Annotated in this window: 15 protein-coding genes; 6 read left to right on the forward strand and 9 right to left on the reverse strand. The window is 61.6% G+C overall.

The annotated features are described in order from the left end of the window. Positions 1–323: 323 nt before the first annotated feature. The 3 genes from D0N36_RS08850 to D0N36_RS08860 form a co-directional block, all read right to left on the reverse strand. A complete protein-coding gene (locus D0N36_RS08850) occupies positions 324–1,616 on the reverse strand; it encodes a serine hydrolase (RefSeq protein ID WP_116941043.1) in 1,293 nt (430 codons plus the stop codon). Positions 1,617–1,856: 240 nt separating this feature from the next. Beyond that, positions 1,857–3,068: a hypothetical protein gene (locus D0N36_RS08855; protein WP_116941044.1), complete on the reverse strand. Its 1,212-nt coding sequence runs from the start codon at positions 3,066–3,068 to the stop codon at positions 1,857–1,859. 20 nt (positions 3,069–3,088) lie between these two features. Beyond that, entirely contained in the window at positions 3,089–4,399 is a 1,311-nt protein-coding gene (locus D0N36_RS08860) for an APC family permease (protein ID WP_116941045.1), read from the reverse strand. A gap of 166 nt (positions 4,400–4,565) precedes the next feature. Here D0N36_RS08860 and D0N36_RS08865 point away from each other — a divergent pair, with 166 nt between their 5' ends. Continuing rightward, complete coding sequence (locus D0N36_RS08865; RefSeq protein ID WP_147320806.1) at positions 4,566–5,741, forward strand: DUF5694 domain-containing protein; 1,176 nt, start codon at positions 4,566–4,568, stop codon at positions 5,739–5,741. A 118-nt stretch (positions 5,742–5,859) separates the two neighbouring features. Here the strand turns inward: D0N36_RS08865 and D0N36_RS08870 are convergent, their stop codons facing one another. Next, a complete protein-coding gene (locus D0N36_RS08870) occupies positions 5,860–6,378 on the reverse strand; it encodes a DUF2480 family protein (RefSeq protein ID WP_116941047.1) in 519 nt (172 codons plus the stop codon). A gap of 83 nt (positions 6,379–6,461) precedes the next feature. Beyond that, positions 6,462–7,160: a tRNA (adenosine(37)-N6)-threonylcarbamoyltransferase complex dimerization subunit type 1 TsaB gene (gene tsaB / locus D0N36_RS08875; protein WP_116941048.1), complete on the reverse strand. Its 699-nt coding sequence runs from the start codon at positions 7,158–7,160 to the stop codon at positions 6,462–6,464. Positions 7,161–7,246: 86 nt separating this feature from the next. Here tsaB and D0N36_RS19935 point away from each other — a divergent pair, with 86 nt between their 5' ends. The 3 genes from D0N36_RS19935 (at position 7,247) to D0N36_RS08890 (ending at position 9,098) form a co-directional block, all read left to right on the forward strand. Further along, positions 7,247–7,657: a nitrilase-related carbon-nitrogen hydrolase gene (locus D0N36_RS19935; protein WP_199798320.1), complete on the forward strand. Its 411-nt coding sequence runs from the start codon at positions 7,247–7,249 to the stop codon at positions 7,655–7,657. Then, the gene (locus D0N36_RS19940) at positions 7,606–8,157 is read left to right on the forward strand and encodes a nitrilase-related carbon-nitrogen hydrolase (protein WP_199798321.1); all 552 of its coding nucleotides are present in this window, start codon (positions 7,606–7,608) and stop codon (positions 8,155–8,157) included. Before D0N36_RS19935 ends, D0N36_RS19940 begins: the two co-directional genes overlap by 52 nt. A gap of 137 nt (positions 8,158–8,294) precedes the next feature. Beyond that, on the forward strand, positions 8,295–9,098 hold the full coding sequence (locus tag D0N36_RS08890) for a DUF1223 domain-containing protein (RefSeq protein WP_116941049.1): 804 nt from the start codon (positions 8,295–8,297) through the stop codon (positions 9,096–9,098). Between the two features lie 90 nt (positions 9,099–9,188). Here the strand turns inward: D0N36_RS08890 and D0N36_RS08895 are convergent, their stop codons facing one another. From D0N36_RS08895 to rpmH, 3 genes are all read right to left on the reverse strand, one after another. Then, on the reverse strand, positions 9,189–10,925 hold the full coding sequence (locus tag D0N36_RS08895) for a S41 family peptidase (protein WP_242478854.1): 1,737 nt from the start codon (positions 10,923–10,925) through the stop codon (positions 9,189–9,191). A gap of 61 nt (positions 10,926–10,986) precedes the next feature. Beyond that, complete coding sequence (locus D0N36_RS08900; RefSeq protein ID WP_116941050.1) at positions 10,987–11,403, reverse strand: ribonuclease P protein component; 417 nt, start codon at positions 11,401–11,403, stop codon at positions 10,987–10,989. 55 nt (positions 11,404–11,458) lie between these two features. Beyond that, positions 11,459–11,617: a 50S ribosomal protein L34 gene (rpmH, locus tag D0N36_RS08905; protein ID WP_092743544.1), complete on the reverse strand. Its 159-nt coding sequence runs from the start codon at positions 11,615–11,617 to the stop codon at positions 11,459–11,461. 328 nt (positions 11,618–11,945) lie between these two features. On the opposite strand from rpmH, the gene D0N36_RS08910 reads away from it, so the two are divergent. Together D0N36_RS08910 and D0N36_RS08915 are read left to right on the forward strand one after the other, a co-directional pair. Then, a complete protein-coding gene (locus tag D0N36_RS08910) occupies positions 11,946–13,679 on the forward strand; it encodes a M61 family metallopeptidase (protein WP_116941051.1) in 1,734 nt (577 codons plus the stop codon). A 503-nt stretch (positions 13,680–14,182) separates the two neighbouring features. Next, positions 14,183–14,824 carry a hypothetical protein gene (locus tag D0N36_RS08915; protein WP_116941052.1) on the forward strand — a complete coding sequence of 214 codons (642 nt, stop codon included), beginning with the start codon at positions 14,183–14,185 and terminating at the stop codon, positions 14,822–14,824. Between the two features lie 109 nt (positions 14,825–14,933). Here the strand turns inward: D0N36_RS08915 and D0N36_RS08920 are convergent, their stop codons facing one another. Continuing rightward, on the reverse strand, positions 14,934–15,239 hold the full coding sequence (locus D0N36_RS08920) for a hypothetical protein (protein ID WP_116941053.1): 306 nt from the start codon (positions 15,237–15,239) through the stop codon (positions 14,934–14,936). Positions 15,240–15,445 lie beyond the last annotated feature (206 nt).

Genomic DNA, 15,445 nt, shown 5'->3' on the forward strand with positions numbered 1-15,445 from the left:
AACACCGAAACAAGAAAAAGTTTTCCTCTTTTCGGTCTTCCTGCTAGCGTCCGCGGCCTTTTCAGGTGACTTGGCTAACCAGAGTGAAAGCGCTTCCGGTTGAAGCGGGGTGCAAAGGTAGTAAAACATTTCCAACTTCCGCAACTCTATTGGGCAACTTTTTTTTCAAGCAGCTTTCCCGGGAGAGAAGCCAGCCCGACCGCGTTCCGGTTGGGGATGCAAAAGTGCGGCATTACGCTGGATTACGCAACCCCAGGGGGTAAAATACCCGTTCAAGGCCCGCTTCGCCCCACAGAATCAGGCACTTTGTTTTTGCGGCCGACTTAGCGAATGGCTTCCGATTGGCTGAATCCGGCCGGTAGGTAGGCCGTGGGGCGGTAGCGGGTGGCTTCGTAGCGGCGGATTTGCTGACCTAGTGCGGCTAGAAAAGGCAGGCCTACGGTGTCATATTCGTAGGTGCCGTCGTTGATGACGCCGTTTTTGTTGACGTAGAGAACGGCACTAAGCATGAATTCCGACTGATTGGTGGAGTCGGCGAAGTAGGCGACGTCGGATAGGTAGCCGTGCGACATGCCTACTATGTTATAGATGCGCAGGCCGGGCTCGGCAGTCAGGGCAGGTTTACGGCCGTAGTACAGATATTTTTTATAGGCGTCGAAGTAGCGGGCGGGCTGGTACAAGGAGTAGCCCGAGCTGTGGGGCGTTTGGTACAGGTAGTAGCGCAGGAAGCTGTAATCGTCGGGGGTGAGCTGGAAACGCTGGCTGGCGGGCACGGCCTCGGGGAAGATCAGGGTACGCAACATACCGGTAATGGAATGCAGCGGCAGGTAGTTGGCCGTGGTGAAATCGTAGGGGCCGGGTACGATGCGGCCGCCGGCCTGGTGGGCGCGGCCTTTGCTGATCCGGCCCAGCGGGAAATCGAAGGGGCGGGGGTTGACGGCGGCGGGCTGCCGGTAGCTAACCTGGCCGGTGGCCGGGTCGCGGAACTCGATGGGGTTGGTATAACGGTTGGCGGCAGTGTCGCAGGGGGCAAAACGGCGCACGATACGGGTTTCGGGGTAGCCCAGTTCGGCCAGCCGCTCGTTGAGTGGGCGCTGACCCAGAAATTCGTAGAGGCGATTATAGGCTAGGTTGTCGCTGACAAGCAGCATGCGCTTGGCGTAGTTGCCGACGGTATTGACACGGTCAGAATCGGCGGTGGCAATATAGGGGACGGGCGTCTGGCAGCGGAAGGCAGTGCCGGTACTCATGGGCGAGCGGCGGGTTAGGCCGGGATGGTGCAGGCGGTTAAGTTTTTCGAGGGCCAGGGCCACGGTAGGCAGCTTCACGAGGCTGGCCGGGTTGAAGTATTGACCGGCATCGAGGCGGTAGGTGTGCTCGACGAAAGTGGGCCGCTGCTGAGCGTCGCGGTTGATTTGGGTGTAGATAATCTGCAGTTCGAACTCCTCGGCCCGCTCCACCACGGGCAGCAAACGGGCATCGGCGTGGAGCAGGCTATCGAGTAGCGGGCTGTCGGGGCGAGCTGGGGCGAGGCTACTTGGCAGGGCAGCCGGGCCGGAAGCAGACAGCAGAGTGCCAAGGAAGCCGCAGGCAAGCAGGGCAAGAGGGCGCATCATAACTTAAAGGTCGGCAAAAACTGTTCCCCCCTCCTATTAAACTACTCTGCCGCAATACCCGAAGTGTGGCCGCTGCTTTCCCCGACTTGGCGCACCTATATATAAGGTAGTACTCCGCTGCATTGGCAACGGCAGAAATACCCCAACCAGAAAGTCAGGTAACCCCTTCTTGTCTCCTACAAGAGAAAGCGCCGGGCCCCTGCTGGAACCCGGCACTGGTGTTTCTATGCTACCTCCCTGCTACTCCGCTACGGGGCTGGCGCGGCGGGCGAGCAGCAGGTTAGAATCGTTTTCGCGCCAGTTGTAGCCCGTGCCGAAGGGCAGCGGGCGAGGCGGATTGGCCTTGTCGGTGTAGGCAGCCGTCATTTCGGGCTGGTACTGTTTGGCGAACAGGTTGATGGGGCGTTTGTAGGTGCCGTAATAGGTCAGCTGCCAATCGGCGGGCTTGAAGTACTTCATGGCAATGCCCGAATCGTCCTGCAAAACGTAGTTGCTGCGCTCCAGCACCAGGTTGCGCACTTTGCTGAAGTAGGTTTTGTGCATGAGGTAGGTGGCCGACTTCACGTAGGTGGTCAGCGGACCAAGCGTGCGCACGTATTTGAGGGCCGCCTCCTGGGTCTGGCCCAGTTTCCAGTCGCTGATATCGGCCGAGAAGTACTGCACCGTTTTGGACTGGCCGCTGGCGGAGCGCAGTTTCAGTTCGACACCGGGCACGACTTTCGGGCCGGGCTTGCGGATGAGGGCCGAGTCGGCTTCAGCGAGCTGACCGTCGGGCAGTAGCTGCACGTAGCGCACGGCCTCCACCTGGTGCTGGGTGCGGGCGGCGAAAAGCAACATCAGCGGCAGCGCCCCATCCAGCTCCACCGATTTGAGGTTGACGGCCATCGAGTTGGTACGAAAGAAGCTGAAGTTCAGCACCGACCACAACGACTCCTTGAGGGCCGGGAAGAGCTTGCTGTTTTCGAGGTTGGCGCGGCTGGGCACGGTGCCCACGGGTTCGAGGCCCAGCAGCACGTAGGTTTGGCTGCCGGGGAACATGGTGGTCACGTTCAGCAGGTCGGGGCCGCTGAAGGGGTAGAAAATAGTAGGGCTGGCCGCCCGGACCGTGTCCAGCTCGGTGGCGGCCCAGGCTTCGATTTTGGCTGTGCGGGCGGCATGGTATTTCGCCCAACTCTTATCCGCGTCGGTGGCGTAGGCTTGCCAAGTGGGCTGAGCTGTCAGCTGTTGCAGGTCGCTGCCCCGGCTCACTGGCAGACCAGCCAGATAGCCAGCCACATCATGGATAGCCGCGGTATCGGGCACGGCGGGCTTGGCTGGTGCCACGGCTACGGCAGTATCGGGCGCGGCAGTTGGGGCGGCGGGCTGCTCGGTTTTGGTGGTCGAAGGCTCGTTGCAGGCCGCTAAAAGCACCAGCAGGGCTGGCAGCAGGCGTTGAGTAGTAGGAAAACGCATATAGGGATGTTGAGAAGTTGCTAATTTTTCCGCAGCCGGCTGAGGCCGTACACCAGCAGGCCGGCTACCAAGGTGGCGAGGCCGTAGAGGGTTTCTGTGGGTTTGTCGCGGGCGATGTACCAGAGCGTCCAGCCGTTGAGCAGCAGAAACAGCAGCGGCGTGAGCGGGTAGCCCCAGGCGCGGTATGGCCTTACCAGCTCCGGCTGCCGCACCCGTAGCACAAACAGGCCCAGCACCGTTAGGAAAGTGAACAGCGTCAGGATGAAGCCCGCGTACACCACCACCTGCGCAAACGATGACTCCATAACGAACAGGAGTGTGAGAGCCAACTGAAACAGCAGCGCCCGCACCGGCACACCGGCCGCGCTGCGTTTGGCCAGGAACCGCAGCGCCGGCAAATCTTCGCCCATCACCTGCACAATGCGGGGGCCGGCGAAAATCATGGAGCTGATGGTGGACACGAGCAACGCTGCAATCAGCCCGCCCATGAGCCGGCCGCCGCCGGGCCCGAATAGGCTGGTGGCCGCCACAAAGCCGACTTCCACTTGGCCCTTCAGCGCACTTATAGGCGTAGAATACAGGAAAATGAAGTTCAACGCCACGTAAAGTACCAGTACCAGCGCGGTGCCCGTCAGCAGAATCCGGGGCAGATTGCGCTGGGGCTGGTCGATTTCGCCGGTCAGGTACACGGCCGCGTTCCAGCCCGAGTAGGCATACGACACGAAGATGAGCGACACGGCGAAGGCCGGGCTCAGCAGCAGCTGCCAGTCGGCCGGGCCCTGGGGTGTAAAGGCTAGCGGCTGGGGCATGGCCACCAGCAGCCCCACCCCAATAAAGCATACCAGCACCACCACTTTCAGGGCGGTTACCGCTACTTGCAGACGGCTGCCCGCGCGGCTGCTGATGCCGTGCACCAGCGTGAGCAACAGCACCACGCTCACGGCCAGCAGCTTGGGCGGCAGGCCGGGCCACACGCTGCTGGCATACTGCTCCAGAGCCAGCGCAGCGGCGGCCGTTGGGGCGGCAAAGCCCACCGTGGCCGATACCCAGCCCGACAGAAACCCCAGCGCCGGATGGTAAATCTTCGACAAATAGTGGTACTCGCCCCCCGAGCGGGGCAGCGCGGCCGCCAGCTCGCCGTAGCTCAGGGCACCGCACAGGGCAATTATGCCGCCCACCACCCAGAGCATCAGTAGCGCGAACCCGCTTTGGATGTCGAGCACCTGAAACCCGAGGCTGGTAAAAACGCCGGTGCCCACCATGTTGGCCACCACAATGGACACGCCCGTCAGGACGCTGATTTTGTAAGCTGGGGCAGTCGGTTGGCTCATGATGGGCGGTTGGCGGGCCAAAGATGCGGAATTCAATCCGGGCCCGCCCGACCTGTCTTGGCAGGAAGCATTTCCCGGCGACGTGGCTTTTCGCTGTTTCCTGAGCATCTTTAGTTTTGCTGTTGCTCAGTCCTTCTATCAAATTCAGCTTCCGGTTTTGCGCCTCATGCCTTCTGTTGTCAAATCTGCGGCGCCCATTGTGCACGGGCTGCTGGCCGGACTACTATTCGCCCTGCCCGCTTGCAAGGCCAGTAAATCGGGGGCTGATGCGGCTAAGCGCGCACCCGTCCCGAGCGAGTATCGTTTCGACCCGGCGGCGGCTAAGCGGCAATTTGCCATCCCCCCAACCCAAGTGATGGTGTTCGGCCTTGAGCATCTGGATAATGCGGCGCCCGCTTTTCAGGTGGCGTGGCTGGAACCCATTTTGTGCCGTTTGCGGGCGTACAAGCCTGATATTATTCTAACCGAGGCCATGTCTGGCGAGCAGGTGATGGGCCTTGATGCCTATGCCGACTACCACGGCACGGCCGGCCGGTACGCCGGCCCCACGCTGCAAATGGCCAAAACAGCCCAAGCTGACCTCAAGCTGACAGCGGCCCAGGCGCTGGTGCGGGCAAATGTGCTTAGCGGGCAGCCCAACCTAACCTCCGCGCAACGGCGGCAGCTGGCCCACCTGTTTGTTGCGGCGGCAGAACCGTTTTCCGCCACCGTGCAATGGATGCGCCTGGCGAAGACAGAGCGAATGGCAGCCGACGGCATTTCGCCAAACCTGGTGAAAATGCTGAATGGCTTTGCGGGAATTCGGAGCGAGCTGGCCTCGATAGGTGTTCGGCTGGCAGTTGACTTAGGCCTGGAGCGGATTTATGGCGCCGGCGACCACCGGAGCGACGTAACGCTGCCCGCCGACTCCGCCTGGAACACCGCCCTTACCGCCGAGCCGGGCCTGAAGGATTCATTCAGCCATAGAATCCCCGCCTTCCATTCGATTCCCGAGGATACCATGAAGCTCCGGACGGCGGCCCAGGTGATGCCAGTTATGAAGTGGCACAATTCGCCACGCTATGCGGAACTGGATGCCGACGCCCAATGGCTCGCCATGCTCCGCAGTGAGAAGATGGGCCGCGTGGGCCGGCAGCGCGTGGCCGCCTGGGAGGCGCAGAACCTGCGAATGGCGGTGGCCATCCGCGAAGCAACAGCCCCGATTGCCGGCGGCCGGGCGCTCCTGATCGTCGGAGCGGCGCATAAATCGTTTATCGAAGCCTACCTGCGCACTTTTACCGATATAGAACTGGTTTCCGTTCCAGCCATGCTTGATGCCAAATCGGCGGGCTGTAATGAGTAGCAAGGCCGTTATTAATGATGGTTGAACCCCACGAAAAGACCCCGCAATCTGCATTACGGGGTCTTTTTACAAAAGATAAAGACCAGAAAAACAGGCCCGCGGAACGTCAGCTAACAGCTCAACCAACCGCTACTTTGGGGCGCTTGTAGAGCGGGACGGTGCTACACGGCTCGCCGTACATGATGCTGCTGGCGATGGGCAGCAGCTTCTGCATGATGGCGACGTAAGCGTAGGTGGGCACGGGCTTCTCGCCGCAGCCTTTAATAACCAGCTTGGCATCACGGTACTGCTCGGCGTCGATGGCGAGAATGGCCTCGTGGAACAGGTCCTGCTCCAGCGCGGCCAGGTCGCCGAACACGTAGCGGTGGGCGTGGCCCTGGAGCTTGCCGGCCAGTACCATGTAGGCCCAGGTGGGCACAATGGCATCGGCCGAGCAGATAACGGCCACGTTCTGGCCGTCGTACTGGCTCCAGTCGTGGTCTTTCACGAAGGCGCGGAAGTCCTTTTCGCGCAGCATCAGGCCCTGAAACAGGTTGTCCTTGATGTCGTACACCACCCGCTCGCCGGGGTGGATGAATTCTTCGAGGTTGAGCGTAACGAGGGCGCTTTGCGCAACCCGGTTGGTGAAGTCTTCCATAGTATTGAGATGTGAGACTGTGAGAAGTGGGAGGTGAGATGATTGAGAACTTTCGACAGCACTCAACTCTCCACTCTTATTTCTCACTTCCCTTTTGGCGTTGTCGTGTACACTTCCTTCAGGTAAAACGGCTCGTAGTAGGCCACGTCGCGGAATTCCTGGCGCTGGTAGGCTTCGAGCCCCAGCTCGCCCACGGCCACGGCCGAAGGTTCGATACCGGTCAGGAACACGGCGTGGGGCTGCCCGGCCACCAGGGGCTGGAACTTGGCGGCCCCGCTCCCAAAGAACAACACCGGCTGACCGGCCATTTGTTCGGCCAGCGTAGTTTCGTCGAGCAACAGGGGCGCGGGCGGTAGCACTTCGGTACCATCGGCGCGGTAGAGGGCGGCGTACACTTCGAGGCGGCGGGCGTCGAGCATGGGGCAGTAATGGTACTGCCCGGGCCGGGCGGTGTGGCCCGCCACCTGCCGGGCCAGCGCGGGCAGAGTACCCACGGCCAGCAACGGCACATCGAGCGCATAACATAGCCCCTTGGCCGCGGCGGCCCCGATGCGCAGGCCGGTATAGGAGCCAGGCCCGTCGGACACGGCCACGGCTGCCACATCGGCCAGCGAATGCAACGTATTTTCCAGCAGCTGGCTGATAAGTACGCTCAGGTGCGAGGAGTGCGACTTATCCAGCCGCAGTTCGGTCTGGCCCAGCAGCCGGCCCGTTTCGAGGTGATGCACCGCCACCGAGCAGATGGGCGATGAGGTTTCTAAAGACAGCAACAACGAGGACATGGCGCAAAGGTACGGCCCGGCAAGCTGGCGGGGCCTGCACCCAGGTGCGGACACGTACCTTGGCGCTACTTCTAATCTGTTCCGTTATGCGCTTCACCGTCGCGGCCGTGCAGGCTGCCCCCATTTACCTCGACCTGCCTGCCTCGCTGGCCAAAGCCGAAAACCTGATTGCCCGGGCCGCCGCCCAGGGCGCGAAACTGGTGGTGTTTCCCGAAACCTGGCTGCCCGGCTACCCCGCCTGGCTCGACTCCTGCCGCGACGTGAACCGCTGGGATTCGCCGGCCGTGAAGCAGGTGTACCGCCGCCTCGCCGACAACAGCGTGGTAGTGCCTGGCCCCGTTACCGAGGCTTTGGGGGCCGCCGCTCGCGCCCACGGCGTGGTTCTGAACATGAGCGTGCACGAGCGGGTGGAAGTCGGGCCGGCCGGGGCACGCTCTACAACACCATGCTGCTGTTCGGCGACGATGGCACCCTGCTGCACGTGCACCGCAAGCTGATGCCCACCTACACCGAACGCCTCATCTGGGGCCAGGGCGACGGCCAAAGTCTGCAGGCTGCTGCTACGCCGTTGGGTCGCGTGGGCGGGCTTATCTGCTGGGAACACTGGATGCCGCCCGCCCGCCAACGCCTGCACGAATCGGGCGAGGACGTGCACATAGCGGCCTGGCCCCACGTCAAGGAAATGAACCTGATAGCCAGCCGCCACTATGCCTTCGAGGGCCGCTGCTTCGTAGTGGCGGCCGGGGCCCTGATGGCCGTGCGCGACTTGCCAGCCGAGCTTGAACCCCTCCTCGAACTGCAAGCCGACCCCGACGCCCTGCTGCTGCGCGGCGGCAGCGCCATCATCGGCCCCGACGGCACCGTACTGGCCGGCCCCGTTTTCGACGAAGAAATCATCCTGACCGCCGAAATAGACCTCGGCCGCATCCGCGAGGAGCAGTTGACGCTCGACGTAACCGGCCACTACGCCCGCCCCGATGTGTTCGGCCCGTTTTAAAGGCCCGGTGAGGCGGGCGTTGGCCTAAGAACCACTCCTTACCGGCAGACGTTGGTTTAGGTACGCCCGGAGTTTTACTGAGTCGCCGGGCGCCCCGGCGGCTATTCGGCGGGTTGTTTTGCCATTTTCCCTCGCTTATGAAACGTGCGCTGCTTTTGCTGACTCCCGTCCTCCCGCTTGCCGCCGCCGCGCTGCTCATGAACTCCCACCCCGCACCCGGCCCGCTGGCCGCCGCAGACACCCCAATCCGGGTGCCGGTAATAGTGGAGCTGTTCACGTCGGAAGGCTGCTCTAGCTGCCCGGCGGCCGATGCGGCGCTTCGGGAGCTGGAAATAGCCCAATCGGTGCCCGGCGTGGAGATTATTGCCTTGGGCGAGCACGTGGACTACTGGAACCGGCTGGGTTGGAAGGACCCGTTTTCTTCGTCGCAATTCACCGGGCGCCAGCGCGACTACGCCGCGGGTTTTGGTACCGGCTCCTACACGCCCCAGGCCGTGGTAAACGGCCGCTACGAGTTTGTGGGCAGCCAGCGCGCCAAGCTGGCCGACGCTATAACCCGCGCCGCCCAGGCCCCACGCGCCACCGTCGCGCTTAGCCGCCCTACCGCTGGCACGCTGGCCGTCAGGGTCAGCGACCTGCCCACCGGCACCAGCGCCACCGAAGTGTTACTGGCTCTCACTGAAACCGGCCTTTCGAGCCAAGTCGGCCGGGGCGAAAATTCGGGTCGGCTGTTGCGCCACGCCGCCGTGGTCCGGTCCCTTCGCCCCCTGGGCTCCCCGGCTGCCAACGGCACGTTTGCAGCTAACGCGTCGCTCCAACTCAACCCAAATTGGAAAACCGAGAATTTGCGGGCCGTGGTGCTGGTGCAGGAAAAGGCCTCGCACCGCATTGTGGGCGTGAGGGCGCTGCCGCTGGGGATAGGGGCTGCGGTACGTCAATAAGAACAATACCCAGAACTGCTGTACAAATCAATAAAAAAGCAGCCGCGACTTGCGGCTGCTTTTTTAGTTATACACGTTTGGCCAGCCAACTTACCGCCCGCCGCTCCCATCCCCGCTACCGTTGCGCTTAGCTTCGGGGCGGGTTTTGGCTTCCACGGTGCCGGTTCGCAGCAGGGCCGTGTAGCGGGGCTGGTCGTTGAGCACGCTCAGGGCCGTCAGAATATTGGGGTCGTCGTCGAAGGTGGCCTCGATGCTGCCCTTCTGGAAGTAATAGCGCGACACGATTTCCTGCTCCAGCAACTCCCGGATTTCGGGCTTGAAGCGGGTCAGGTCGTTGGCCTTATTGGTTGTGACTTTGCGGCGCGTGGCTTCCAGCTCCGTTTTCACGTCGTCGTAGTGCTTTTCAGCCTTGAGCTTCTTAGCGAGGCTGGTCAAGGCCTTTTCAGTTTCGGTTTCGTAGCTGATGTCCTTGCCTTTGAGGTAGTCGACGAACTGCTGGTAATCGGTATCAGTAAGTTTGAACTGCCGGGCCGTAGCGATGGTCGGGTGCTGAGCGCGGTAACGGGTGGCGTAGTCGAAGAGGTAGCTTTTCTGAAGCAGTATCCGAGTGATGTCGGCAATTTCGCGCTCCTGCACCGCCACATCGGGGGCCACACCGCCGCCGTCGTACACGGCGCGGCCGGCCTGGGTTTTGAAGGCGGTACGCAATGAGTCGGGCACTTTGCCCAGCGTGCCATCGTCGGCGCGATGGGTGTAGTCGATTTCCTGGATGCAGCGCCCGCTCGGGATGTAGTATTTGGCGGTCGTCACCTTCAACTGCGAGTTATAGCTCAGCGGCCGGGTGGCCTGCACCAGCCCTTTGCCAAACGTGCGCTCTCCCACCAGCACGGCCCGGTCGTAGTCCTGCAGCACGCCCGACACGATTTCCGAGGCCGAGGCCGAGCGGTTGCTCGTAATAACCACTATTGGAATCTGGGTGTCCAGCGGCATATCCAAGGCCTTGTAGGTCTTGTTCCAATCGGCCACCTTGCCCTTGGTGCTCACAATGTCGCGGCCCTTGTCCACGAACAGGTTGGAGATGTTGACGGCCTCGTTGAGCAGGCCGCCGGGGTTGTCGCGGATATCAAAAATCAGCTTTTTGGCGCCCTGTTCCTTGAGCTTGGTAACGGCCAGCCGCACTTCCTTGCCCGCATCCACCGTAAAGCCGCTTAGCTGGAAGTAGCCGATTTCGGGCGTCAGCATGCCGTAATAGGGCACGTTGTCGACCTGGATTTTGTCGCGGGTGATGTTGATTTCCACCGGGGCCTCCTGCCCGAAGCGGGTCACGAGCAGTTTCACCACCGAGTTGGCCTGGCCCTTGAGCAGCTTGCTCACGTCGGCGTTCGACTTCTTGTCGACGACCACGCCGTTGATGTTAAGGATTTCGTCGCCGGGCAGCAGGCCGGCTTTCTGGGCCGGATAGCCCTCGTAGGCGGCCTGCACCACGGTTTTGCCGTTGCGCTTGCTCACCACCGCCCCAATGCCGCCGTACTGCCCGGTCGTCATCGTGCGGAAATCCTCGATATCGTCCTCGGCGATATAGTTGGTGTAGGGGTCGAGCGACTTGAGCATGGCGTCGATTCCCGTTTTCACCAGCTTGGCCGGCGGCACCTCGTCCACATAGTAGGTGTTCACCTCCTTGAACAGGGTGGCGAAAATGTCGAGGTTCTTGGCAATTTCGAAATACCGCTCGTTATCGGCGGCCGGAAAGATACGAGCAGCGCGGCTCCACCCAAAAAGGTGGCCGCCAGAATAGACTTTTTGCGCATAGGAAGGGCTGAATAACAACGCAACGATTCGGCCATGCCGGATTGTTCCGGTCGGCCCGCTGCAATGCGCGTCGGTTACACTAGGAACCGCTGCCGGCACCGGGGGTTGCACCGGCGTCGGTCAGTAAACGCTCCAGCCCTGAATTTAGCTTTTTTTCGAGCAGCGCCAAGGGCTTTTTTTCCTTGCCGGTATAAATAATGGCCAGCTGGGCCACCAAATGGCCGCCTTCGGCTTCCACGAGCTGGTACTTATTGAGGCGCCAGGCCTCGCGCATCAGCCGCTTGAGATAATTGCGGTCGACGGCCCGTTTGAAATTGCGCTTGCTCACGCTCACCAGCACCTGCGGCGGGGCTGTGGTGGGTTCGGGCGCGGCCAGCCACACTAGCCGCAGGGGGTATAAACCAAAAGAAGAACCCCGGCCGAAAAGCTCTTCAATAAGCTTTTTGCGGCACAGATGTTCTTCTTTCGGAAACGAATAGGAGCGCGAATCCGGCATTGAAACGAGATGATTCAGCAACGGAAACAGCGGCGTAGCGGCCCGGAGGCGCAGCTTACCGCTTGTGACGGCCTTCGTCAGATACGGTCAGGCGCTTGCGGCCTTTGGCCCGGCGGCGAGCAATTACATTGCGGCCGTTAACGGTTTCCATGCGCGAGCGGAACCCGTGCTTGTTGCGGCGCTTGCGCTGCGAGGGCTGAAAAGTACGTTTCATGGTATTGGTGATTGACTCAGTTACAACTAGGGCGGGCAAAGGTAGCGCACTGATTTTAAAAAGACAAGTTGCCGGGCAAGTTTTGGTGGACGTTGTTGGTCAGATTTGTTAGAGAACGGCAGACGGATTGAAAGCGAACGTCATGCAGAGCGGAGCGAAGCATCTCGCGTGCTGACATTGATTGACCATTACAACGTTAGCACGCGAGATGCTTCGCTCCGCTCTGCATGACGTTCTATGACTCGCATTTTATGACGTTCTATGTTATCCAACGCCTCCCCCAAACAACCAGCCCCTACCTTCGCTTAGCCTTTCCAAAGCCCTTTCCATGCTACACTACCACGTTTCCTTCGATAACCCGCTTACCGCTTACCTGCAGATTCAGATGACGTTTGAGGTGCCGGCCGACGCAGCCGCGCCGCTGGAGCTGCAACTGCCGGCGTGGCGGCCGGGGCGCTACGAGCTGCAGAACTTCGCCCAGAAGCTGCAGCACGTGGTGCTGGAGGACGCGGCCTCGGGCGAGGCGCTGGAAGCCCGCAAAATTACCAAGGACCGGTGGCGGCTGAGCGGCGCGGCGGGCCGGATGGTGCGGGTGCGCTACAATTTCTACGCCCACCAGATGGACGCCGGCGGCTCCTGGCTCGATGAAAGCCAACTCTACCTCAACCCCGTGCAGGCTTTTATGTACATCGAGGGCCGCCAGAACGAAACCTGCCAGCTGCTGCTCGACATTCCCGACGACTGGCAGATTGCCTGCGGACTGCCCCAGCGAGGTCCCCGGCTGCTGGAGGCCCAGAGCTTCGACCACCTCGCCGACTCGCCCCTGATTGCCAGTCCCACGCTGCAGTATCGCAACTACGAGGTGCAGGGCATCCCGTTCTACCTGTGGATTCAGGGCGAGTGTCCCATCGACTGGGCGCGGCTAGTGCGCGACTTCCGGGCTTTCAGCGAGGAGCAGCTGCAGCTGTTCGGCAGTTTCCCGGCCCAAGATTTCCATTTTCTGAACGAAATTCTGCCCTACCCCCACTACCACGGCGTCGAGCACCTGAACTCGACTGTTATTACGCTGGGGCCGGGCGAGCTACTGATGAGCGACGGGCTGTACAAAGAGCTACTGGGCGTGAGCTGCCACGAGCTGTTCCACGTCTGGAACATCAAGAGCATCCGGCCCATCGAGCTACAGCCCTACGATTTCAGCCGCGAAAACTATTTCCGCACCTGCTTTGTGGCCGAGGGCCTGACTACGTATTACGGCGACTACCTGCTGGCCCGCGCCGGCGTGTTTACAGCCGCGCAGTATTTCCAGGAGCTGAACGGGGTGCTGCGCAAGCACTACGACGACTACGGCCGCTACCACCTCTCGGTGGCCGACGCCAGCATGGACCTCTGGCTCGACGGCTACAAGCCCGGCGCGCCCGACCGCAAGGTGTCAGTCTACCACAAAGGCGCGCTGGCGGCCCTGCTGCTCGACCTGACCCTGCGCCAGCTTTCGGCCCACAAGAAAAGCCTCGACGACGTGCTGCGCCAGCTCTGGACCGAATTCGGGCAGACCGGCACGGGCTATACTGAGGAGGACTACCAGCGGGTGGTGACTGAGGTGGCCGGGCGCGACATGCAGGCCTATTTCGACAAGTTCATCTACGGCACGGCCCCCCTCGAGGAGCCGCTTAACCGGGTGCTGGGCTTCGTGGGCTGCCGGCTGCTGACGGAGGAAAACGTTTCGGCCGCCGAGGGCACCTACGGCTTCCGGGCCGTGCTGCGCGAGGGCCGCACCGAGGTAACCAACATTCTGCCCGATGCGCCCGCCGCCCTGGCCCTGACCGTGGACGACGAGATAGTAGCCGTAAACGGCCGCCGCGTGGCCCAAAACCTGCACACCTTGCTCGCCGATGGCGCCGACCGCCACGAGCTGACCGTGTTCCGCCAGCACCGACTGCTGACGGTGGAGCTGCAGGCCGACCCGGCGCACCGCTTCTGGCAGAAGTTCACGGTGGAGAAACTGACCACGGCCACGCCCGAGCAGCAGGCCAGCTTTAAGCAGTGGCTGAAGCAGGATTTCTAGCCTCCAATCAACTCCGGCAATCCGCGTATCGGGGGCTGCAGGCAGGCAATATGTCGGCCCCGCCCGATAATTGGCCTCATGGCAGCGGCCGGGCCGCGCGGCGCTGAAAATGTTGGGTTTATCCGAATGATTTCCCGCCGTACCATGCGTAACGAGCGGGCAGTTTTGGTACCTTTGCAGGACGGATTTTGCCTGGCTGGTGAAGTTCTGTTTTATCTGCGTAGCCCCCAATTTTGCGCCGCCGGCTTTTAGGCATTTAGTAGCTTGTTCCTATCCCTCCGCTTCCTGTCTGCCCGACAACGCCGCGCCTTCCGATTCACCTCGACTCTGCCTGTCATGTTCCGGTTTCGTACCGTCGCCGCCGCCTTGCCCCTGGCACTGGCGTTGCCGGCCTGTTCGTTGCGGATGCAGCCGGCGGAAAAGCCCCGCCCCAATATTCCGGTGTTGGCGCGCCGGCGCCCAAGCCACCCCGTATCTACCAGCTCGAGCGGCTCGATACGCTGGTGCAGCTTTCGGGCCGGGTGCTGCGCATTTACCCCGCCGCCCGCCCCGTATACGAGCGACTGAGTAGCCCCGCCTGGGTGGTAGCCAAGCCAGTCTCATCCGAGGAAGAAGAGGATTCTTTTCTGGATTTTGCGGCCGAGGAGCGGCAGCGGCTGGCTCAGGCCGGACCGCGCGTAGTACGGGTCGGCCGCACCCTGCACCTGCGCCCTGGCAAGGCCCCCGAGCTGCGGCTGGCCAACAGGCCCGCCGATGATGAGCGCCACATTGCCTACGAGTACGTGGCGGCGCTGCCCGAAATCCGGCAGTGGCTACTGTCGGTGCATCTTTACGAGGGCGGCTACTTCCTGCTCGTCGACCAGCGCACCGGCCGCCGCACCCAGCTCATGGCCGCGCCCGTTATTGCCCCCGACGGCCGCCATTTTGTGTGTGGCAACTCCGATGTGCTGGCCCACTTCGAGCCCAGCGGCCTGCAACTCTGGAGCCTCGATGAAGCCGCCCCGCGCCTGCTCTGGGAGCGGCAAACCGACTGGGGCTGCACCCAGCCGCGCTGGCTCGACAACCGCACCATCCTCTTCGAGCAGGACTTCTTCGACAAAGGCGACGTGGACACGCGGGTAGTGCGACTACAGGTTCTCCCCTAAGCTGTTAGCTGTTAGCTGTTAGCTGTTAGCTGTTAGCTGAAAAAACGAAGAAGGCCCCGCACTTGGCTAAGTGCGGGGCCTTCTTCGTTTTTTCAGCTAACAGCTTAAATTAGTTGTCCTTGCTGTTGTCGCTGCCTTTACCGGCTTTGCCGTTGCCATCAACGGAGGCAGGCTTATTGTTCTGGGGGTTGCTACGGGGCTTGTTGTAGGGCGCCTGCGTGGTTTCGTTAAGGTTGCCGCCGGCCGTGTTGCCCTTAGTGGGGTTGCCGTCCTGGGTTATCGAGTTGCGGCTCGGGTTCTGCACTACCGAATTATTACTGTCGGTATTGGCCGGATGCGTATTTTCGGCGCCGCCGTCGGGGTTTTGCAGGTTCGGTACCTCGGGGTTCTCTTTGTACTGCGTGTCCTTGCTCATGACTATAGGATTTTACGAGTGAGAAGAAAATCTTTCTGTGCTGCAGCAAATGCGTGAAACAGAGAAACGCACAGGGCTGCTTTTCAGCCGAACAAAGCGCGTTCCGTGCGCTTTCACATTCGCTACCCTGTTATTTACCCCTTCACGTCCCGAAAGGTTGTACGCCCCGGGCCTAACATTCGGGCCATAAAAAAGCGTCGCGCCGG

It is taken from the genome of Hymenobacter lapidiphilus (genome assembly GCF_003417065.2).
Lineage (GTDB): Bacteria > Bacteroidota > Bacteroidia > Cytophagales > Hymenobacteraceae > Hymenobacter.